The 20,516-nt window shown below is 55.4% G+C and carries 22 protein-coding genes; 13 read left to right on the forward strand and 9 right to left on the reverse strand.

What is annotated here, in order from left to right; all coding sequences use genetic code 11:
- The first annotated feature begins 68 nt into the window (after positions 1-68).
- The 7 genes from rsxA to nth are packed head-to-tail and all read left to right on the forward strand — an operon-like array spanning position 69 to position 6,337.
- Positions 69-650, forward strand: a complete 582-nt coding sequence (gene rsxA / locus ACQ3G7_RS13980) for an electron transport complex subunit RsxA (RefSeq protein ID WP_017456621.1) — start codon at positions 69-71, stop codon at positions 648-650.
- Entirely contained in the window at positions 650-1,228 is a 579-nt protein-coding gene (rsxB, locus tag ACQ3G7_RS13985; RefSeq protein WP_263096905.1) for an electron transport complex subunit RsxB, read from the forward strand. Before rsxA ends, rsxB begins: the two co-directional genes overlap by 1 nt.
- Entirely contained in the window at positions 1,221-3,323 is a 2,103-nt protein-coding gene (gene rsxC, locus ACQ3G7_RS13990) for an electron transport complex subunit RsxC (RefSeq protein ID WP_430890268.1), read from the forward strand. Before rsxB ends, rsxC begins: the two co-directional genes overlap by 8 nt.
- Positions 3,324-4,376: an electron transport complex subunit RsxD gene (gene rsxD, locus ACQ3G7_RS13995; protein WP_430890269.1), complete on the forward strand. Its 1,053-nt coding sequence runs from the start codon at positions 3,324-3,326 to the stop codon at positions 4,374-4,376.
- A gap of 9 nt (positions 4,377-4,385) precedes the next feature.
- On the forward strand, positions 4,386-5,006 hold the full coding sequence (gene rsxG, locus ACQ3G7_RS14000) for an electron transport complex subunit RsxG (protein WP_430890270.1): 621 nt from the start codon (positions 4,386-4,388) through the stop codon (positions 5,004-5,006).
- A 3-nt stretch (positions 5,007-5,009) separates the two neighbouring features.
- Positions 5,010-5,705, forward strand: a complete 696-nt coding sequence (locus tag ACQ3G7_RS14005) for an electron transport complex subunit E (RefSeq protein WP_430890271.1) — start codon at positions 5,010-5,012, stop codon at positions 5,703-5,705.
- Positions 5,705-6,337, forward strand: coding sequence for an endonuclease III (gene nth, locus ACQ3G7_RS14010; RefSeq protein WP_263096910.1), 633 nt, complete (start codon positions 5,705-5,707; stop codon positions 6,335-6,337). The genes ACQ3G7_RS14005 and nth overlap by 1 nt, the downstream gene beginning before the upstream one ends.
- Before the next feature lie 6 nt (positions 6,338-6,343).
- On the opposite strand, the gene ACQ3G7_RS14015 is transcribed toward nth, so the two are convergent.
- Positions 6,344-6,769 carry a CopD family protein gene (locus ACQ3G7_RS14015; RefSeq protein ID WP_263096911.1) on the reverse strand — a complete coding sequence of 142 codons (426 nt, stop codon included), beginning with the start codon at positions 6,767-6,769 and terminating at the stop codon, positions 6,344-6,346.
- A 741-nt stretch (positions 6,770-7,510) separates the two neighbouring features.
- Here ACQ3G7_RS14015 and dtpA point away from each other — a divergent pair.
- Positions 7,511-9,013, forward strand: a complete 1,503-nt coding sequence (dtpA, locus tag ACQ3G7_RS14020) for a dipeptide/tripeptide permease DtpA (protein ID WP_430890272.1) — start codon at positions 7,511-7,513, stop codon at positions 9,011-9,013.
- Positions 9,014-9,120: 107 nt separating this feature from the next.
- Positions 9,121-9,726 (forward strand): glutathione transferase GstA, encoded by a 606-nt coding sequence (gstA, locus tag ACQ3G7_RS14025; protein WP_430890273.1) that lies wholly within the window; start codon positions 9,121-9,123, stop codon positions 9,724-9,726.
- A 70-nt stretch (positions 9,727-9,796) separates the two neighbouring features.
- Here gstA and pdxY read toward each other — a convergent pair whose 3' ends face one another.
- The 5 genes from pdxY to anmK form a co-directional block, all read right to left on the reverse strand.
- Positions 9,797-10,657 carry a pyridoxal kinase PdxY gene (gene pdxY, locus ACQ3G7_RS14030; RefSeq protein ID WP_263096914.1) on the reverse strand — a complete coding sequence of 287 codons (861 nt, stop codon included), beginning with the start codon at positions 10,655-10,657 and terminating at the stop codon, positions 9,797-9,799.
- Positions 10,658-10,735: 78 nt separating this feature from the next.
- Complete coding sequence (gene tyrS / locus ACQ3G7_RS14035; RefSeq protein WP_430890274.1) at positions 10,736-12,010, reverse strand: tyrosine--tRNA ligase; 1,275 nt, start codon at positions 12,008-12,010, stop codon at positions 10,736-10,738.
- A 142-nt stretch (positions 12,011-12,152) separates the two neighbouring features.
- Complete coding sequence (gene pdxH, locus ACQ3G7_RS14040; RefSeq protein WP_263100913.1) at positions 12,153-12,809, reverse strand: pyridoxamine 5'-phosphate oxidase; 657 nt, start codon at positions 12,807-12,809, stop codon at positions 12,153-12,155.
- Positions 12,810-12,865: 56 nt separating this feature from the next.
- Positions 12,866-13,189, reverse strand: a complete 324-nt coding sequence (mliC, locus tag ACQ3G7_RS14045) for a C-type lysozyme inhibitor (protein ID WP_263096916.1) — start codon at positions 13,187-13,189, stop codon at positions 12,866-12,868.
- Positions 13,190-13,281: 92 nt separating this feature from the next.
- Complete coding sequence (gene anmK, locus ACQ3G7_RS14050; RefSeq protein WP_430890275.1) at positions 13,282-14,409, reverse strand: anhydro-N-acetylmuramic acid kinase; 1,128 nt, start codon at positions 14,407-14,409, stop codon at positions 13,282-13,284.
- A gap of 283 nt (positions 14,410-14,692) precedes the next feature.
- Between anmK and slyB the strand changes: the two genes are divergently transcribed.
- Positions 14,693-15,160, forward strand: a complete 468-nt coding sequence (gene slyB / locus ACQ3G7_RS14055) for an outer membrane lipoprotein SlyB (RefSeq protein ID WP_430890276.1) — start codon at positions 14,693-14,695, stop codon at positions 15,158-15,160.
- An 82-nt stretch (positions 15,161-15,242) separates the two neighbouring features.
- On the opposite strand, the gene slyA is transcribed toward slyB, so the two are convergent.
- Positions 15,243-15,683, reverse strand: a complete 441-nt coding sequence (gene slyA, locus ACQ3G7_RS14060; protein ID WP_263096918.1) for a transcriptional regulator SlyA — start codon at positions 15,681-15,683, stop codon at positions 15,243-15,245.
- A 198-nt stretch (positions 15,684-15,881) separates the two neighbouring features.
- Here slyA and ACQ3G7_RS14065 point away from each other — a divergent pair, with 198 nt between their 5' ends.
- The 3 genes from ACQ3G7_RS14065 to ACQ3G7_RS14075 are packed head-to-tail and all read left to right on the forward strand — an operon-like array spanning position 15,882 to position 18,993.
- Positions 15,882-16,118 carry a DUF1656 domain-containing protein gene (locus ACQ3G7_RS14065; RefSeq protein ID WP_430890277.1) on the forward strand — a complete coding sequence of 79 codons (237 nt, stop codon included), beginning with the start codon at positions 15,882-15,884 and terminating at the stop codon, positions 16,116-16,118.
- Between the two features lie 2 nt (positions 16,119-16,120).
- Positions 16,121-16,981 carry an efflux RND transporter periplasmic adaptor subunit gene (locus ACQ3G7_RS14070; RefSeq protein ID WP_430890278.1) on the forward strand — a complete coding sequence of 287 codons (861 nt, stop codon included), beginning with the start codon at positions 16,121-16,123 and terminating at the stop codon, positions 16,979-16,981.
- Positions 16,981-18,993: an FUSC family protein gene (locus ACQ3G7_RS14075; RefSeq protein ID WP_430890279.1), complete on the forward strand. Its 2,013-nt coding sequence runs from the start codon at positions 16,981-16,983 to the stop codon at positions 18,991-18,993. The genes ACQ3G7_RS14070 and ACQ3G7_RS14075 overlap by 1 nt, the downstream gene beginning before the upstream one ends.
- Here the strand turns inward: ACQ3G7_RS14075 and sodC are convergent.
- Together sodC and ACQ3G7_RS14085 are read right to left on the reverse strand one after the other, a co-directional pair.
- Entirely contained in the window at positions 18,986-19,507 is a 522-nt protein-coding gene (sodC, locus tag ACQ3G7_RS14080) for a superoxide dismutase [Cu-Zn] SodC (protein WP_430890280.1), read from the reverse strand. The two genes, ACQ3G7_RS14075 and sodC, sit on opposite strands and share 8 nt — an antisense overlap.
- 80 nt (positions 19,508-19,587) lie before the next feature.
- Positions 19,588-20,484, reverse strand: a complete 897-nt coding sequence (locus ACQ3G7_RS14085) for an aldo/keto reductase (protein ID WP_263096924.1) — start codon at positions 20,482-20,484, stop codon at positions 19,588-19,590.
- Positions 20,485-20,516 lie beyond the last annotated feature (32 nt).

Here is a 20,516-nt window from a genome sequence, read left to right on the forward strand (position 1 = left end):
AGTTATCCTGTTGTCGCCCGGTGCTGTTTGACCGATAATAGGCGGCTTTTTTTATTTCAGGCCACATCATGACAGACTATCTGCTGCTATTTATCGGAACGGTACTGGTCAATAACTTCGTGCTGGTGAAGTTTCTTGGCTTGTGTCCGTTTATGGGCGTATCCAAAAAACTGGAAAGCGCAATGGGCATGGGGCTGGCGACCACTTTCGTGATGACGCTGGCCTCCATCTGCGCCTGGCTCATCGATACCTGGGTTCTGATCCCGCTGGATTTAGTCTATCTGCGCACGCTGGCGTTTATTCTGATTATCGCCGTGGTGGTGCAATTCACCGAAATGGTGGTGCGCAAAACCAGCCCGGCGCTCTATCGCCTGCTGGGTATCTTCCTGCCGCTGATCACCACCAACTGTGCGGTGCTGGGCGTGGCCCTGCTCAATATCAACCTTGGGCACAACTTCATGCAGTCGGCGTTATATGGTTTTGCTGCCGCGGTAGGGTTCTCTCTGGTTATGGTGCTGTTTGCGGCGATCCGCGAACGTCTGGCCGTTGCCGATGTGCCCGCCCCTTTTCGCGGCAATGCGATTGCATTAATCACCGCGGGCTTAATGTCTCTGGCCTTTATGGGCTTTAGTGGTCTGGTGAAACTGTAATGAGTGCGATTTGGATAGCCGTTGCAGCCCTGAGCGTGCTCGGGTTGTTATTCGGCCTTATTCTCGGTTACGCCTCCCGCCGTTTTGCGGTGGAAGACGATCCGGTCGTTGAAAGAATTGACGAGTTATTGCCGCAAAGCCAGTGTGGCCAGTGTGGCTACCCGGGCTGTCGCCCTTACGCTGAAGCCGTGGGCAAACAAGGCGAAAAGATTAACCGCTGCGCCCCGGGCGGCGAAGCCGTGATGCTCAAAATCGCGACCCTGTTGAATGTCGATCCTCAACCGATTGACGGCGATGCCGACGCCCAGGAGCCGGTGCGGATGCTGGCGATTATTGATGAAAACAATTGCATTGGCTGCACCAAATGCATCCAGGCGTGTCCGGTGGACGCCATCGTCGGCGCAACCCGCGCCATGCATACGGTGATGAGCGATCTTTGCACCGGTTGCAATCTTTGTGTGGATCCGTGCCCGACGCAGTGTATTGAACTGCGTCCGGTGGAAGCGACCACCCGTAACTGGAAATGGGATTTGCAGACCATTCCTGTGCGCACTATTGCTGTGGAACAACATGCTTAAGTTATTTTCCGCTTTCCGAAAAGACAAACTGTGGGATTTTCACGGCGGTATTCATCCGCCTGAAATGAAAACCCAATCCAACGGAACGCCGCTGCGTCAGATACCGCTGGCGAACCGTTTTGTCATCCCCCTGAAACAGCATATCGGCGCTGAAGGCGAGCTGTGCGTGAAAGTGGGCGACACCGTCCTGCGTGGTCAGCCGCTGACCCGCGGTCGCGGCCGCATGCTGCCTGTACACGCGCCGACATCCGGCGTTATTGCCGCTATTGCACCCCATTCGACGGCGCACCCTTCCGCACTGCCGGAAATGAGCGTGATCATTGACGCCGATGGTGAAGACCGCTGGATCGATCGCGATGGCTGGCAGGATTACCGTACCCATAGCCGTGACGCGTTAATTACGCGTATCCACCAGTTCGGCGTCGCTGGTCTGGGCGGTGCGGGCTTCCCGACCGGCGCTAAGCTCCAGGGCGGCGGCGATAAAATCGACACGCTGATTATTAATGCTGCCGAGTGCGAACCTTACATCACGGCAGACGATCGTCTGATGCAGGATTGTGCAGCACAAATTATGGAAGGCGTGCGTATCCTGGTGCACATTCTTCAGCCGCGTCAGACCATTATTGGCATCGAAGATAACAAGCCGCAGGCCATTTCGATGATGCGTGCCGTGCTGGCGGGCAGTCACGATATTCAGCTGAAAGTGATCCCCACCAAATACCCGTCCGGCGGCGCTAAACAGTTAACGCAAATCCTCACCGGTAAGCAGGTGCCGCACGGTGGGCGCTCTTCCGATATTGGCATTCTGATGCAAAACGTCGGAACCGCTTATGCGGTGAAACGCGCCATCATCGACGGCGAACCGCTGACCGAGCGCGTGGTGACCTTAACCGGCGAAGCGGTCACCCGGCCGGGCAACGTCTGGGCGCGCCTTGGTACGCCTGTTCGTCACCTGCTCGATGTCGCGGGTTTCTGCCCCTCTGCGGAGCAACTGGTCATTATGGGCGGGCCGCTGATGGGCTTCACCCTGCCGTGGCTCGATGTGCCGGTCGTCAAAATAACGAACTGCCTGCTGGCGCCTTCTGCAAGCGAAATGGGCGAGCCGCAAGAAGAGAAAGGGTGTATCCGCTGTAGCGCCTGCGCCGATGCCTGTCCGGCGGATTTGCTGCCGCAGCAACTCTACTGGTTCAGCAAAGGTCAGCAGCACGATAAAGCCACTGCGCACCATCTTTCCGACTGCATTGAGTGCGGCGCGTGCGCCTGGGTCTGCCCGAGTAATATCCCTCTGGTGCAATATTTCCGTCAGGAAAAGGCGGAGATCGCCGCCATCGCCGAAGAAGAACGACGCAACGCTGAAGCCAAAGCGCGCTTTGAAGCCCGCCAGGCGCGGTTGGAGCGCGACAAACTCGCGCGCCTCGAACGCCACAAGCAAGCCGCCGTGCAACCGGGTGCGAAAGATCAGCAGGCGATTGACGCGGCCCTGGCGCGCGTCCGTGAAAAACAGGCTACCGCCACGCAGCCGGTCGTGATTCAGGCAGGCGAGCAGCCGGATAACAGCGCAATGATCGCCGCTCGTGAAGCGCGAAAAGCGCAGGCACGTGCGCGCCAGGCCGAAAAAGCAGAGAACACAGAGCAGGAACCACCGGTGGCGGCAGAAAGCGCCGATCCGCGCAAAGCTGCCGTCGAAGCGGCCATCGCGCGTGCCAAAGCACGCAAACTGGCGCAAAGCGGAACCGCCGAGCCACAACCGACCGTCGCTGAAGAACCTGTAGTGCCCGATGCGCCTGTCGATCCGCGCAAAGCCGCTGTCGAAGCAGCCATCGCACGTGCCAAAGCACGCAAGCTGGCACAAAGCGGAACCGCCGAGCCACAACCGACCGTCGCAGAAGAACCGGTGGTGGCTGATGCGCCCGTCGATCCGCGCAAAGCCGCCGTCGAAGCGGCCATCGCGCGTGCCAAAGCACGTAAATTAGCCCAGACGCAGGCCGCCGTGCCTCAGGCAGCCAATGATGCCCCACGCAAAGCCGCGGTTGCCGCCGCCATTGCCCGGGTTCAGGCGAAAAAGAGTGCGCAACAAGCTGTCAACGAGGATTAAATGGTTTTCAGAATCGCAAGTTCCCCCTATACCCATAACCAGCGTCAGACCTCGCGCATTATGCTGCTGGTCACGCTAGCGACACTGCCCGGCATCGCGGCGCAATTATGGTTTTTCGGCTGGGGAACACTGTTACAAATCGTACTCGCCATTGTGAGCGCCCTGGCGGCAGAAGCGCTGGTGCTGACATTACGCAAACAGCGCGTCGGTCAGATTCTGGCAGACAACTCCGCCCTGCTTACCGGGCTTCTGCTTGCCATCAGTATTCCGTCTCTTGCGCCCTGGTGGATGGTGGTGCTGGGTACCGTGTTCGCAGTGATCATCGCCAAGCAACTCTATGGTGGGTTGGGGCATAACCCGTTTAACCCGGCGATGATTGGTTATGTGGTGTTGCTGATCTCTTTCCCGGTGCAGATGACCAGTTGGCTGCCGCCGTACGACATCGCCCGTACCGCGCCCGATTTTCTCGATGCCATGCAGATGATTTTTTCCGGGCATACCGCCGCAGGCGCAACCATGGAAAACCTGCGTATCGGTATCGATGGCATAAGCCAGGCGACCCCGCTCGATACCTTCAAAACATCTTTGCATGCCGGTCACAGCGTTGAGCAGATCCTGCAATATCCCATTTACAGCGGTGTGCTCGCAGGTGCAGGCTGGCAGTGGGTCAACCTCGGTTATCTGGCTGGCGGTGTGTTCCTGCTGTGGCAGAAAACCATTCGCTGGCATATTCCGGTCAGTTTCCTCGTCACACTGGCTCTCTGCGCCACGCTGGGTTGGATCTTTTCGCCTGCGTCGCTGGCCGCTCCGCAACTTCATTTGCTCTCCGGCGCAACGATGCTGGGGGCGTTCTTTATTCTTACCGATCCGGTGACCGCCTCGACCACCAATAAAGGTCGCCTGATTTTTGGCGCACTGGCTGGTCTGCTGGTGTGGTTGATCCGCAGTTTTGGCGGCTATCCGGACGGTGTGGCTTTTGCGGTGTTGCTGGCCAACATTACCGTGCCATTGATTGACTACTACACGCGCCCGCGCGTGTACGGGCATCGCTAAGGAGCCGGTATGCTAAAAACAATGCGCAAACATGGCCTGACGCTGGCGTTGTTCGCCGCCGGTTCTACCGGGCTGACGGCTGCCATCGATCAGATGACCAAAACCACCATTGCCGGGCAGGCAGCGATACAGCAAAAAGCGCTGTTCGATCAGGTTATCGCGGGCGATAGCTATAATAACGCGCTGCAACAGAGCTGTTATCTGGTTAGCGACCCGGCGCTGGGTAAAGGTCAGCATCATCTGTGGATCGCCAAAAAAGATGAACAACCAGTGGCGGCAATTATCGAAGCCACTGCGCCGGACGGCTATTCTGGCGCTATTCAGTTGCTGGTTGGCGCGGATTTTAATGGCACCATTTTGGGTGTTCGCGTCACCGAGCACCACGAAACGCCCGGTCTTGGCGACAAAATTGAACGGCGTATTTCCGACTGGATCACCCACTTTTCCGGGAAGAAAATAGACGGCGCTACCGACAGCCACTTTGCGGTGAAAAAAGACGGCGGTGATTTCGACCAGTTCACCGGTGCCACCATCACCCCGCGCGCAGTCGTCAACGCGGTAAAACGCACCGGCTTGTACGCGATGACGCTCCCTGAGCAGTTACCCCGTTTGCCGGTTTGTGGAGAGTAAACCATGAGCGAAGTCAAAGACGTTATCATCCAGGGATTGTGGAAAAACAACTCCGCACTGGTTCAGTTGTTGGGGATGTGCCCCCTGCTGGCGGTCACCTCCACCGCAACCAACGCCCTCGGTTTAGGACTGGCAACCACGCTGGTGCTGACCCTCACCAACCTGTTTATCTCTTCCCTGCGCCGCTGGACGCCGGATGAGATCCGAATTCCCATTTACGTGATGATTATCGCCTCGGTGGTGAGCGCCGTGCAGATGCTGATCAACGCCTATGCGTTTGGCCTCTATCAGTCGCTGGGGATCTTTATTCCGTTGATTGTCACCAACTGTATTGTCGTGGGGCGTGCGGAAGCCTTTGCCGCCAAAAAAGGCCCGGCGCTGTCGGCACTGGACGGTTTTTCTATCGGCATGGGCGCGACCAGCGCTATGTTTGTGCTGGGTTCCCTGCGTGAGATCCTTGGCAACGGTACGTTGTTCGACGGTGCCGACGGGTTACTGGGCAGTTGGGCAAAGGTGCTGCGCATTGAAGTGTTCCATACCGATTCGCCCTTTTTACTGGCGATGTTGCCGCCAGGGGCATTTATCGGCCTGGGCATGATGCTGGCTGTGAAGTATCTGATTGATCAAAAAATGAAAAAACGACGCGAAGTAGCAGCGGCCGCCAGTGAAGATCCGCAGGCGTCGCCCGGGAAGGCATAATGAACAAAGCGAAACGGCTGGAAATATTATCCCGCTTACGGGAAAACAATCCGCATCCCACCACGGAGCTGAATTTTAACTCTCCGTTCGAACTGCTGATCGCGGTGTTGCTATCCGCGCAGGCGACCGATGTCAGCGTCAATAAAGCCACCGCCTTGCTCTACCCGGTTGCGAATACGCCGAAAGCGATGCTGGAGTTAGGGGTGGAAGGCGTGAAGCAGTACATCAAGACCATTGGTCTGTTTAACAGCAAAGCCGAAAATGTCATCAAGACCTGCCGCATTTTGCTGGAACAACACGGTGGCGAGGTCCCGGAAGATCGGGCGGCGCTGGAGGCGTTACCGGGCGTCGGGCGCAAAACGGCGAACGTGGTACTGAATACCGCCTTCGGCTGGCCGACAATCGCCGTGGATACGCATATTTTTCGCGTCTCTAACCGTACCGGGTTTGCGCCCGGCAAAAATGTGGAGCAGGTGGAAGAGAAACTGCTGAAGGTCGTCCCGGCGGAATTTAAGGTCGATTGCCATCACTGGCTGATCCTGCACGGGCGATACACCTGCATCGCCCGTAAACCGCGTTGCGGCTCCTGCATTATCGAAGATCTGTGCGAATACGGCGACAAGACGGACTGAGCATTCTCAGAACGGGCGCATCACGGCCAGCAGAATAATCAACGCCAGCGCAATAATCGTCAGTGCGGTGGCTTTCGCTATCATCCCTGCGCCCTTTACGGCTTCGCCTGCCGCCATACGGCGCAACGTTGCTGAGAGAAAACCGTGCAGGCCGGAGAGCAACACCACCAGCACCAGTTTTAACACCAGCCACATATGCGGTAGCTGACCGTGCGCCACAATCATCACTACCCCGGCGACCCACAGTAGCAGCATCGCAGGCGTCGTCACACGGCGACTCCAGCTACGCACATCCCTGAGCAGGCCAGAGACAGTGGTCAAATCCTTCTGTGCAGCGCTCCAGCTTGCTACCACTGCCATCACTAATATTCCGCCAATCCAGACAATCGCCGCAATAATATGCAACGCATTGAGCCACGGGTGAAAATTCATGTTTTAACTCCGAAGAAAAGGACAGACAGAAGTCTGACAGCGCAACCGCGCGCTGTCATGAACAAAGCGCGGCATAATCACAAAAAGTACGACATTTTTGATTTACTGCAGGTCGCCGCCACCAAAAATACGGCCTGAACGTACTGATTTTCCATCATTCATCGATGTGACGACTTTCACATCTTTGAAAGTTGTTTTTTGTCGAGGATTATCCGGAAACAGTCCTGATGAACGCTGATAATCCTCCTCTTATACGCATTTAATGAGATTAATCCTTTTTTTAGAAGAAAAAAATCCTACCGCCCTGTGATAATCGTTACATTGCTAATGCCTTGTTAAAAAAGCGCATCTTCGCCAGAACACTTCGACCATAGAACAAAGTTTAAACAGTCATTTTCCATAGATATAACCAGATACATTTTATAAACCAGTCCAATACACTGCATTACCAGCAAAACAGCAGAATATACACCTTCAACCGGAATGGTGTGGATTGAATGCAGAGGAAAAAACCATGTTTATTGCAATGGTGAAATTTAACTCTGAATAACAATTAAAATTACCGAGCAATGTAACGGCATGGATCTATGTAACAGAATATGTCAAAGGGCTTGCCTGAAAGCGCAGGATAGTGAACATTACCCGCCGTTTCCCCTCCCAATATAACTATAAGCGTGATGAACTCTGGTCATTGCGCGCCGAACACCCCCGTTAATATGGGATGTAAAAAAAGAGGTATATGTGTCGACTGCAAACAAACCAACCGAAAGCGTCAGTTTGAACGCTTTTAAACAACCGAAGGCGTTCTATCTCATCTTCTCTATCGAATTATGGGAACGTTTTGGTTATTACGGCCTGCAAGGGATCATGGCCGTTTACCTGGTAAAACAACTGGGTATGTCAGAAGCGGACTCTATCACCCTGTTCTCCTCCTTTAGCGCACTGGTTTATGGCCTGGTTGCCATTGGCGGCTGGCTGGGCGACAAAGTGCTGGGCACAAAACGCGTTATCATGCTGGGCGCCATCGTGCTGGCAGTGGGTTACGCGCTGGTGGCCTGGTCTGGTCACGACGCAGGCATCGTGTATATGGGTATGGCGGCGATCGCCGTGGGTAACGGCCTGTTTAAAGCTAACCCCTCTTCCCTGCTCTCAACCTGCTACGCAAAAGATGACCCGCGTCTGGACGGTGCATTTACCATGTATTACATGTCCGTCAACGTCGGTTCCTTCTTCTCGATGCTGGCGACACCGTGGCTGGCAGCGAAGTTTGGCTGGAGCACCGCCTTCGGTCTGAGCGTTGTTGGCCTGCTGATCACCATCGTTAACTTCTCCTTCTGCAAACGTTGGGTGAAAAACTACGGCTCTAAACCGGACTTCGAACCGGTGCGTGTTGGCTACCTGCTGGCAACCATCGTGGGTATCGTGGTGCTGGTGGCAATCGCCACCTGGTTGCTGCACAACCAGGGCATCGCACGCATGGTACTGGGCGTGGTCGCACTGGGGATTATCACCATCTTTGCCAAAGAGACTTTCGCACTGAAAGGCGCGGCGCGTCGTAAAATGATCGTTGCCTTTATTCTTATGCTGCAGGCGATTGTTTTCTTCATTCTCTACAGCCAGATGCCAACATCGCTGAACTTCTTCGCCATCCGCAACGTGGAGCACACCCTGTTCGGCATCGCGTTTGAACCAGAGCAATATCAGGCCCTGAACCCATTCTGGATCATCATTGGCAGCCCAATCCTGGCAGCCATCTATAACAAGATGGGCGACACCCTGCCCATGCCGCACAAATTCGCTATCGGCATGGTACTGTGCTCAGGCGCTTTCCTGATCCTGCCGCTGGGCGCTAAATTCGCCTCCGACGCGGGTATCGTTTCTGTGAGCTGGCTGATTGCAAGCTATGGCCTGCAGAGCATCGGTGAGCTGATGATTTCCGGCCTCGGCCTGGCGATGGTGGCACAACTGGTGCCGCAGCGTCTGATGGGCTTTATCATGGGAAGCTGGTTCCTGACCACCGCAGGTGCAAACATTATCGCCGGCTATGTCGCGAACCAGATGGCCATCCCGGAAAATGTGACCGATCCGCTGATGTCACTGAACATCTACGGCAGCGTTTTCCTGCAAATCGGTGTTGTCACTGCGGTGATTGCCGTGCTGATGATCCTGACCGCGCCGAAGCTGAATCGCATGACGCAGAGCGACGACAGCGCCAGCAAAGCGACTGAAACCGCCACCGCTTAACATTCGCGGGGAACACGAAATTTAAAGCCGCTAACGCACGTTAGCGGCTTTTTTTTTATTCCACTGCGTAATAACCTATGACCGAAATCAGCCATAAGGAAACAATAATGAAACTGTTTTACAAGCCAGGCGCCTGCTCCCTTGCCTCCCACATTACCCTGCGCGAAGCCGGGAAAGAGGTCTCCCTGCTCAGCGTCGATTTGATGAAAAAACGCCTTGAGAACGGCGATGACTTTTTCGCTATCAACCCGAAAGGCCAGGTTCCTGCGCTGCTGCTGGACGACAGTACGCTGATCACAGAAGGCGTGGCGATCATGCAATACGTGGCGGACAACGCACCAGAGAGCCAATTGCTGGCACCAGTGGGCGCATTACCACGTTACAAGACGCTGGAGTGGCTCAACTTTATCGCAACGGAGCTGCACAAGGGCTTCACACCGCTTTTTCGTCCGGATACACCGGAAGAATACAAACCCAGCGTGCGCGCATTACTGGAGAAAAAACTGCAGTATGTTAACGACACATTGAGCCATCAGGCGTGGATCAGCGGCGCACACTTCACCGTTGCCGATGCTTACCTGTTCACCGTGTTGCGCTGGGCGCGCGCGGTGAAACTGAATCTGGCTGAACTGACGCACATCGACGACTATATGGCGCGCGTTGCAGCACGCCCGGCAGTGGCTGCCGCAATGGCGGCGGAAGGGATTGCGTAAGGATTTAGCGCAGGTCTGAGAGCTAACGCGTTATCAGACCTGGAGAGAAAGGCGGGATATCCCGCCTTTTTTACAGCTGTGTGGCGCTGAACAGATGCTCGGGTTGCGCAATCCGGTCCTGAGCCGCCACCACCTGCAGTTCATACTCCTGCATCGCTTTGGTGGTGATCATAATTTCGTAGACTGCCGCCGTTACATGCTCCAGCGCCTCACGGATGGTCGCGCCCTGCAACAGTTTCACCAGCAGCAGCCCACTGGTAACATCGCCAACGCCCACTGGCTGCCGTGCGCCAAAATCCACCAGCGGTCGGCTGATATGCCAGGCTTCGTCCGGCGTGACTAACAGCATTTCAAAGCGATCCGCGCTTAACCCGGCGCGCGCCAGGTGTTTCACCAGCACAATCTGCGGGCCCTGAGCAATTAACTCACGAGCTGCCCGTACCGCTTCTTCCACGTTATTGACGGCGTGTTCGCAGAGGATCTCCAGCTCAATGAGGTTCGGTGCAATAATATCGCTGGCCGGTAACGCATGGCGCACATGAAATTCCGCCACGCCAGGGGCGACGATACAGCCTTTTTCCGGGTGTCCCATCACCGGATCGCAAAAATATTTCGCCTGCGGATTCGCCGCTTTCACCTGACGGACGATCCCCAGAATATGTTCACCCTGCTCGGCCGAGCCCAGATAACCACTCAGTACGGCGTCACAGCGCTGTAACTGATCAATGGCGGCAATCCCCTGCACTATCTCAGTCAGATGCGCTGGCGGCATCACGCTGCCGGTCCATTTACCGTATTGCGTATGGTTAGAAAACTGCACCGTATTCAGCGGCCAGACATTCGCACCTAACCGGCGCATAGGAAATTCAGCCGCACTGTTCCCCGCATGACCAAAGACCACATGCGATTGAATGGCGAGAATATTCTTCATGGTTGTTGCCTTGCAAGAATGAGCAATAAAAAGAAGGGAGTGATTTCTCACTCCCTTCGTCCTCAGGTCGGCGATGAATTACTTCCAGCACACCAGACAGTAATTCTTCTTACCGCGACGCAGCAGCGTGTAGCGACCAAACAGGCGATCGCTGTCGGTGAAGACATATTCCGGATCGGACTGTTTTTCACCGTTAATGGTCACGGCATTGGATGCGATGGTTTTACGCGCCTGGCCACGAGACGGTTGCAGTTCGGAATCCACCAGAGCCTGCATCAGATCCGCACCTTTCTCCATCTCAACCATCGGCACGCCATCCTGCGCCAGTTGTTCGAAGTCCGCTTCGCTCAGCGCGCTCAGCGTACCGCTAAACAGACTTTCGGTGATGCGTTTCGCGGCGATGAGCCCCTCTTCGCCGTGCACCAGACGGGTTACCTGCTCTGCCAGAACGTATTGCGCGCGCGGCGCTTTGCCGCTGTTCTTGTCTTCTTCTTCCAGCGCGTTAATTTCCGCGATATCCATAAAGGTGAAGAATTTCAGGAAGCGATACACGTCCGCATCGGCAGTGTTGATCCAGAACTGGTAGAACTTATACGGACTGGTTTTCTTCGGATCCAGCCAGACCGCGCCGCCTTCGGTTTTACCGAATTTGGTGCCATCGGCTTTGGTGATCAGCGGAACAGTCAGGCCAAACACCTGGTTCTGATGCAGGCGGCGGGTCAGATCGATACCGGAGGTGATGTTACCCCACTGGTCGGAACCGCCAATCTGCAATGCCACGCCGTGCAGTTTGTTCAGGCAGGCAAAGTCGTAACCCTGCAGCAGGTTGTAGGAAAACTCGGTAAACGAGATCCCCTGATCGTCCCGGTTCAGGCGTTGTTTTACCGCTTCTTTGTTAATCATCTGGTTAACAGAGAAGTGTTTGCCAATATCACGCAGGAAAGTCAGCACGTTCATGCCGCCAAACCAGTCGTAGTTGTTGGCTGCAATCGCCGAGTTGTCACCACAGTTGAAATCGAGGAACGGCGCGACCTGTTTGCGGATTTTATCCACCCACTCTTGCACCGTATCTTCGGTATTCAGTTTACGCTCAGCGGCTTTGAAACTTGGGTCGCCAATCAGACCGGTCGCACCGCCCACCAGCGCAACCGGTTTGTGACCAGCCTGCTGGAAGCGTTTCAGGCATAACAATGGAACCAGATGCCCCAAGTGCAAGCTGTCAGCGGTGGGATCGAAGCCGCAATAGAGCGCGATCGGGCCCTGCGCCAGTCGCTCTGCTAACGCTTCCTCATCCGTCACCTGGGCCACAAGGCCCCGCTCTTGCAATTGTTTAATCAAGTTACTGCTTGCCATCAAATTCTCCATGTATAAAACGGATTGCACCTTTGCCGGTACACGACTTTTCGCCAGATGCGAAAGGATACTTCATGGGGGGCAGATAGAATAAAGCGCCGGAACACGGAGTGCCAGCGCTTAACGCAACATTTTTCAGGGATTACGGGGCGAGACGATCAATTTTCCATGCGTCATTTTCGCGTTGGTACAAAAAACGATCGTGCAGACGGTTTGCGCCGCCCTGCCAGAACTCCATCTGTTCAATGCTCACACGGTACCCGCCCCAAAAACTGGGTAACGGGATCTCGCCCTGCTGGAATTTTTGCTTCAGCTCAAGGAACTTACTTTCCAGGATACCGCGCGCGGAAATCCGGCTGGACTGTTTGGATACCCAGGCACCGATCTGACTGTCGCGCGGGCGGCTGTGGAAATATTTCACCACCTCCAGCGTCGACAAACGTTCCGCTTTCCCGGTGACCATGACCTGGCGTTCCAGCATGTGCCAGGGAAACAGCAGACTGACGGCCGGATTCTGTTCGATATGGTGCGCTTTACGGCTACCGAGGTTGGTGTAAAACACCAGCCCCTTTTCATCATAATGCTTGAGCAACACAATGCGTTGGTAAGGCTGCCCGGTCTCATCCACCGTGGCGACAACCATCGCGGTCGGATCGGCAAGCTGCGCTTCGCAGGCCTGGCCCAGCCAGCGTTCAAAGAGTTTCAGCGGTTCAGCAGGAAGGTCGCCGCGGCGCAGGCCGCCTTTGGTATATTCACGGCGCAGATGCGCGATTTGCTGCAATTGATCGTTATCAGACATGGCGTTAGCGAGTGTAATCATCAGGTAGGGCTATTATGCGCCCCCCTGTGAAAATCTCAACGCCGCGGATTTTGTAACTGGCAGTTATTCAGCACAATACGGTCGCGTTTATAGACCGTGGCGGTATCCCCTTTAGACCAGAACACGTAGACACCATCGGTATAGCGGGTACCCGAGGCGGATAATCCTTGCTGTAGGGTCAGGACCTTATCATCCCAGACAAAGCTGGCTTGCTGGCGGGGGTTATTGAGTTTGACGGTAAGCGGCTTTTCATCACACTGGTATTCCAGCGTATCGGTTTGCATGCGTTCAACGAACTGGTGGTAATAACTACACCCGGCAAGCAGCGCGGGCAGGCAGGCGATCAACACTTTTTTCATGAGGTATTCCCGGGACTGTCCTGGTCATGGAGGGCGAAACGCCCGCCCTCCTTAAGCTTCGTCAGTCTAGCGGTACACCCGCAATGTGGAATTCAGCTAACTCTGATTCTGGCGCGGTTGGCCGGGAAAATCGCGCCCAGAATCGTTGGCGCAGAGGCGCCGGTTACCGACGGCAAATTACCGGGCAACCCCGCCAGCGTGCGCCAGGCCAGCCAGGCAAACGCCAGCGCTTCCATATCATCGCCGCTGATCCCGGCATCATCCGTCGTACCGACTTCAATGCCTGGCAGCAGCCCCGCCAGACGCGCCATGACCAACGGGTTGCGACTGCCGCCGCCGCACACCAGCAGCCGTTCGCATCCACCGCTCAGCAACACTTGCTCGGAGATGGTGACTGCCGTCAGTTCTGCCAGCGTGGTTTGTACATCGCTCCCGTTGAGCGCCGGGAAATGCGCCAGATGACGCTCCAGCCAGCCGTAGTTGAAATACTCGCGACCGGTACTTTTCGGAGCAGGCGCGGAAAAGTACGCGTCGCTTAGCATGTTTTGCAGCAGCGGCAGGATAACTTTGCCTTCACACGCCCACTGGGCATCTTTATCGTAGGGTTTGCCTTTCTGCCGCCAAATCCAGGCATCCATCAGCATATTGCCCGGCCCGGTGTCATAACCTCTCACCGGCTGTCCGGGGATCAGCAACGACAAATTCGCGATACCGCCAATGTTCAGCACCATACGGCGTTCAACCGGGTGCGCCAGCAGCGCATGGTGAAAAGCAGGTACCAGCGGCGCGCCCTGACCGCCCAGCGCGATATCACGACGGCGGAAATCCCCTACCACCGTCACACCCGTCCGGGCGGCTATCTGGTTGTTATCGCCGATTTGCATCGTATGCGGCGCAATGCCGGTGGGTTCATGCCAGACGGTTTGCCCGTGGCAACCAATGGCGACGATATCTTCCGGGCGCAATTGTTCTCTGTCCATTAACGCCAGCACGGCATCCGCAAACAGCGTGCCCAACTGCGTGTCCAGTCTTCCCAACTGCGACAGCGTAAGCTGCTGGCCCTGGCAGATATTGAGGATCGCCTCTTTCAGCGGCAGCGGAATAGGAAACGTCAGGCTTGCCTGCTGGGCGACCATGGTGTCATCGATTGCCGCCAGCACCACGTCAATACCGTCCAGACTTGTTCCCGACATCACCCCAATGTAGCGACCCGATTTCATACGCCTTCCTTTAATGCATGACAGAGGGGTAACACTCCACCATAAAGCCGGGGGTAAAGCCATCGCGCACAAACACTTTTTAACAATCGAGTCTATTTCAGTTAAGTGAAATTAACATCGCCAACGCTTATAATCGCTTCGTTTAGATCGGGTTAAGCTCTCTGAGATTATTATTTTTGCCGGGATTAGGCAGAAGATATGACCTGTCATGAGTAAAATGCCATATAATTTAGCCATGACGGATGCTCATAAGAGCGTTTCATGGTGAACAGGAGATTCATAAATGATGTTACGTGCACTGACAGTTTCGCTGATTGGTCTTACCCTGGCTGGCTGCGTCAATAACGACACGCTTTCTGGTGATGTCTACTCTGCATCCGAAGCCAAACAAGTGCAAAATGTCACTTACGGCACCATTGTGAACGTACGTCCGGTACAGATTCAGGGCGGCGATGATAACAATGTCATCGGCGCAATTGGCGGTGCGGTGCTGGGCGGCTTCCTCGGTAACACCGTTGGCGGCGGCACCGGGCGTTCTCTGGCAACAGCAGCAGGTGCGGTTGCCGGCGGCGTAGCGGGCCAGTCGGTTCAGGGTGCAATGAATAAAACTCAGGGCGTAGAACTGGAAATCCGTAAAGATGACGGCAACACCATTATGGTGGTGCAGAAACAGGGCAACTCCCGTTTCGCAGCAGGTCAGCGCGTTGTGCTGGCAAGCAATGGTCGTCAGGTGACCGTCTCCCCGCGCTAAGTCAGGTTGCAGTGTGACCACATTGCAGTTTGTTTCACAGCGAAAATATGAAAAAGCCTTGCGAAAGCAAGGCTTTTTGGTGTCAGTCTCGCGACTGTAGTTCGTTGATATTGTGCTCGAGCCGGGCAATCATCTTAATCAACAGATCCAGTTCTTCGGTCGAAATTCCCGAGAGAATTTCCCCCCGCGTTTTCCGAATAACCGTTTCCATCTCTTCAATGATTGGCGAGGCTTTTTCTGTCAATTTGATCCGCTTAGCCCGGCGGTCGTTGGCACATGTCTGGCGGGAAATAAGCCCCTTATCTTCCAGTTGGTCCAGCGTACGCACCAGCGAGGGCTGTTCGATGCCAATCGCTTTTGCCAGTTGAATTTGCGACTGATCGGGCGGCAACTGATGAATATTATGCAGCGTTACCCAGTGAGTCTGCGTTAATTCCAGAGGTTTCAGGCGATGGTCAATCAAAGCGCGCCAGACGCGCACTAAGCGTGCCAGATCAGAACCTAATGGCGATTCCAATTTCATCTCCTTATAATTAGCTTGCTAAGTTATTATACTCATTTTAGAATAGTTTGCAGTATTTATATTGGCAAAACAAATGTATTGCTGCACTCGTCAGGGCTTACGCTAAGGATCCCCCGCTTTAGCACGGCGTCGTTTTTGGCCGTTTTTACCGTACACCGCCTGCCCGGCGATTCGCCCGACTGCACAGGACATAAACGCGTGAAGTTAACTTCCAGCACCCCGGAATTACCCCTGCAGGACCTGATTTTTGGCGCATCGGTTTACTTTCCTCCTCTGTTTAAGGCGGTGATGCTGGGCTTTTTACTCTGGCTTGTTGCCCACCGCCTGCTGCGCGACTGGATCTACGCCGGCGATATCTGGCATCCCATCCTGATGGATCTTTCACTGTTCGTTATAGCGCTTAGCCTCTCCCTTGGCCTGTTGATTGTGTGGTAATTATGAGTCTGAAATCGCTAAAATATTTTTCCACCTTACTGGTGCTCGCCGTGGCGATTGTCGCCGCCTGGTGGATGTGGAATTACTACATGCAGTCGCCATGGACCCGGGACGGCAAAGTGCGCGCTGAACAGGTCAGCATCACGCCCCAGGTTTCCGGCAGTATTACGGAACTCAACGTTCACGATAATCAGCCCGTAAAAGCGGGCGACACGCTCTTTCGCATCGACGAAACGCCATACCACATTGCGGTACTGAATGCCGAAGCCCAGCTGGCAAAAGCGCAAACGGAGCAGGCAAAAGCCAATAACGAAGCCAACCGTCGCCGCCACCTCTCGCAAAACTACATCTCTGCGGAAGATCTCGATACTGCCAATATTAGTGTAAAAGCGGCGCAAGCGAGCGTCGCTGCCGCCGAAGCACAACTCGCGCAGGCAAAATGGCAGTTGACGCAGACCACGGTCAAAGCACCGGTCGATGGCTGGGTCACCAATCTGACCACACGCAACGGCAACTACGCTACCGCCGGGCAACCGGTATTTGCGCTGGTGGATAGCCACTCATTTTATGTGGTGGGGTATTTTGAAGAGACCAAACTGCGCCATATCCGCACCGACGCACCGACAAAAATCGTGCTTTATAGCGGCAATGTTACGTTACAGGGTCACGTCGAGAGTATCGGCCGTGCCATTTACGATCAGAGCATCGAAACCGATAGCGGGCTGGTGCCGGACATTAAGCCCAACGTGCCCTGGGTGCGGCTGGCGCAGCGCGTACCTGTACGCATTCGTTTCGATACGCTACCCGATGACCTGACGCTGGTTTCCGGCACCACCTGCACCGTGTCGATAGGCGTTCCCTGATGAAATCCCCCTTCGCGCTCTGGCACAACCTCCCGTGGGTAAAAGCCACAACAGGTCAGTGGCGCTACGCGCTGCGCAACGGTATCGCTATGTGTCTGGCGCTGACGGTGGCCTACTATCTTGATCTTGATGAGCCCTATTGGGCCATGACCTCCGCCGCCGTAGTCAGCTTTCCAACCGTCGGCGGCGTGATCAGCAAAAGTCTTGGGCGTATTGCCGGTAGCCTGCTCGGCGCGTGCGCTGCGCTCATGATTGCTGGTCAGACGCTGAACGATCCGTGGTTGTTTCTGTTTGCCATGTCCGGCTGGATTGCGCTTTGCACCTGGGTCTGCGCGCAGTTTGCCAATAATGTCGCCTATGCTTTTCAACTGGCGGGTTATACGGCGGCAATCATCGCGTTTGCGATGGTCAATATTACCGACATTACCGAACTGTGGAACATCGCGCAGGCGCGCGTTTGCGAAGTGATGCTGGGGATCCTGTGCGGCGGCATGATGATGATGATCCTCCCCGGTACTGCCGATGGGCCCGCACTGCTCATGGCGTTGAAGAAAATGCATGCCCGCCTGCTGGAACATGCCAGCCTGCTCTGGCAACCGGAAACCACCGAGGCGATTCGTAGTGCCCACGAAAGCGTGATAGGGCAAATCCTCACCACCAACTTGCTGCGTATTCAGGCGTTCTGGAGTCATTACCGCTTTCGTCGACAAAATACGTTGATGACCTGGTTATTGCACCAGCAACTCCGTATGACCAGTGTGATCTCCAGCCTGCGCAGAATGCTGTTAAACTGGCCCGATGCCCCCGGTCACTTGCGCCCGGTGCTGGAGCAACTGCTGGCTGCGCTAGCCCATCCGCAAACCGATGCACTGACCGTGGCGCGTATTATTGCCCCTCTTGCCCCCACCGCTACGGCTGATTACCGCCACCGGGCATTCTGGTTACGATTACGCTATTTTTGCCGTCTGTACCTGCTCAGTAGCCGCTGGTTGGCCCGTGTGGAGAATGCGTCCCCCATCAGCGTCTATACCCCGCCGCGCAGCCCCGGGCTGATGCGTTACACGGATAATGTCGAGGCGTTGCTGAGCGGAGTACGGACGTTTTTCGCCCTCGGTCTGGTTGGCGCATGGAGCATTACCACCCAGTGGGAATACGGCTCTGCGGCGTTGACGTTGGCGGCCATCAGTTGCGTACTTTACTCCGTTTCACCTGCGCCTTTTAACTCGCTGACGCTGCTGTTACGCACCTTATTGCTGCTCTCGCTGTTCAGTTTTGTGGTGAAATTTGGCCTGATGGTGCAAATCAGCGAGTTGTGGTCCTTTTTGCTGTTTCTGTTCCCCTTGCTGACCACAATGCAACTGCTGAAATTACAGATGCCAAAACGGGCCGGATTATGGGGGCAGTTGATCGTCTTTATGGGATCGTTCATCGCCGTCACCAATCCACCGGTATACGACTTTGCCGATTTTTTAAACGACGTTCTGGCGAAGATCCTCGGCGTTGCCCTGGCGTGGCTGGCATTTGCCGTGTTGCGCCCGGGCTCGGATGCCCGCAAGAGCCGCCGCCAGATTCGTGCGTTACGGCGAAACTTTGTCGACCAGCTTAGTGGAAGGCCGCATCTGAATGAGCATGAATTCGAGTCGGTGGTGTATCACCATATCAGTCGGCTCAGCAACAGTCAGGATGCGCTGGCGCGACGCTGGTTATTACGCTGGGGCGTGGTGTTGCTGAACTGCTCGCATGTGGTGTGGCAATTGCGCGATTGGGAAAGCCGTTCCGATCCGCTGACCCGGGTACGGGATCGCTGCATTGCATTGCTGAATGATGTGATGAGTGAGCGTGGCGTTCAACAACGAACGCTGTCCGCCACGCTGGCAGAGCTGCAACGGATTTGCACCGCACTTGGCGCGCACCACCAGCCCGCAGCACGCGAACTGGCTTCCGTTATCTGGCGCTTGTATTGCGCACTGTCGCAGCTGGAGCAGGCTCCGGCCATCGGGACGCTTACTTGATCACCCCGCAGGCATAACGCGCTCCGCCGCCGCCCAACGGTTTCGGTTGATCGGACATATTATCGCCGCCAACATGCACCATCAGGGCTTTGTCCTTCACGTCAGAGAGTTTTTTCAGCCGCGGCGCCACCACCGCCTGTGTAGCTTTACCGTCATTATTCACCACCAGCACCGGGAGATCCCCTAAATGCCCGGCGCCTTCCGGTCCTTCATGCTTGCCGGTATGGTGAGGGTCAAGGTGACCGCCTGCCGCTTCCGCAGCGGAAGGTTTCCCCTCTTTTGCCGCAGGTTCACAGCTGCCTTTGGCGTGGACATGAAAACCATGCTCGCCGGGCGGCAACGCTTTCAGATTCGGGGCGAATTCCAGGCCTTTGTCCGTTTCGCTGATCTTCACCGTGCCGATAGATTGCCCGATGCCCTGGGCAGTGACGAGATGCATATTCACTTCTTCACTGGCAGCCTGCGCGCCTGCGCAGACTAACAACGCCAACATGGCCAGACTAAAACGCTTCATATGACCTCCTTTGATTCACTTTTACCCTGTAAGTCTAAACCAGGGTAAAAGATTTCACCGGAAAGTCGCCGTTTCAGCCATCACGGCACATCAAAGCCCAGCGCGGCTTTGCGGATGCGGAACCACTGCTGGCGGGTCATCTGCAGCCTCTCAGCCCCCAGCGCAGAACGTACGCGCTCAATTTTACCGGAGCCGATAATCGGTAACGGTTGTGACGGCAGACGCATCACCCAGGCATAAACCACCTGTTCGATGGTTTCGGCATTCAGCTCCTGCGCCACCGTCGCCAGGACATCCCGCAACGTCTGGCATTCCGGATCGTTGAACAAGCGTCCACCGCCCAGGCAAGACCAGGCCATAGGGCGGATGCGCAGTTGTTGCAATTGATCAAGGGTGCCGTCCAGCAACAGCGGCTGATGCACCGGAGAAAGTTCCACCTGGTTGGTGGCAAGGGTAAACGGCAGACGTGATTGCAGCAGCGCAAATTGCGCAGGAGTAAAGTTGGAAACACCAAAATGGCGAACTTTCCCACTTTGATGCAGCGTCAAAAATGCTTCCGCAACCTCATCGGCATCCATCAACGGATCCGGGCGATGAATCAGCAGCAAGTCGAGATAATCCGTGGCGAGGTTCACCAGCGACTGTTCGGCGCTACGAATAATGTGGTCGCGATCGGTAATATAATGACCAATCACATGTTCCGGTTTTGCCGTGGTGGCAATACCGCACTTGCTGACAATCTCCATTCGCGAGCGTAAGTGCGGCGCGAGTTTCAAGGCTTCGCCAAATGCCGCTTCACATTGATAACCGCCGTAGATATCGGCGTGATCAACGGTGGTTACCCCTAAATCGAGGTGGGATTCAATAAAGCTCGCCAGCTGCTGGGGAGTAAACTGCCACTCCATTAAACGCCAGTAGCCCATGACAAAACGGGAGAACTCCGGACCTTGCGGCGCAAGGGCAATACGTTGAACCATAACGGTTTCCTCAAAGGTAATTTCCGTTGATT

This window comes from Kosakonia sp. N21 (genome assembly GCF_050587465.1).
Lineage (GTDB): Bacteria > Pseudomonadota > Gammaproteobacteria > Enterobacterales > Enterobacteriaceae.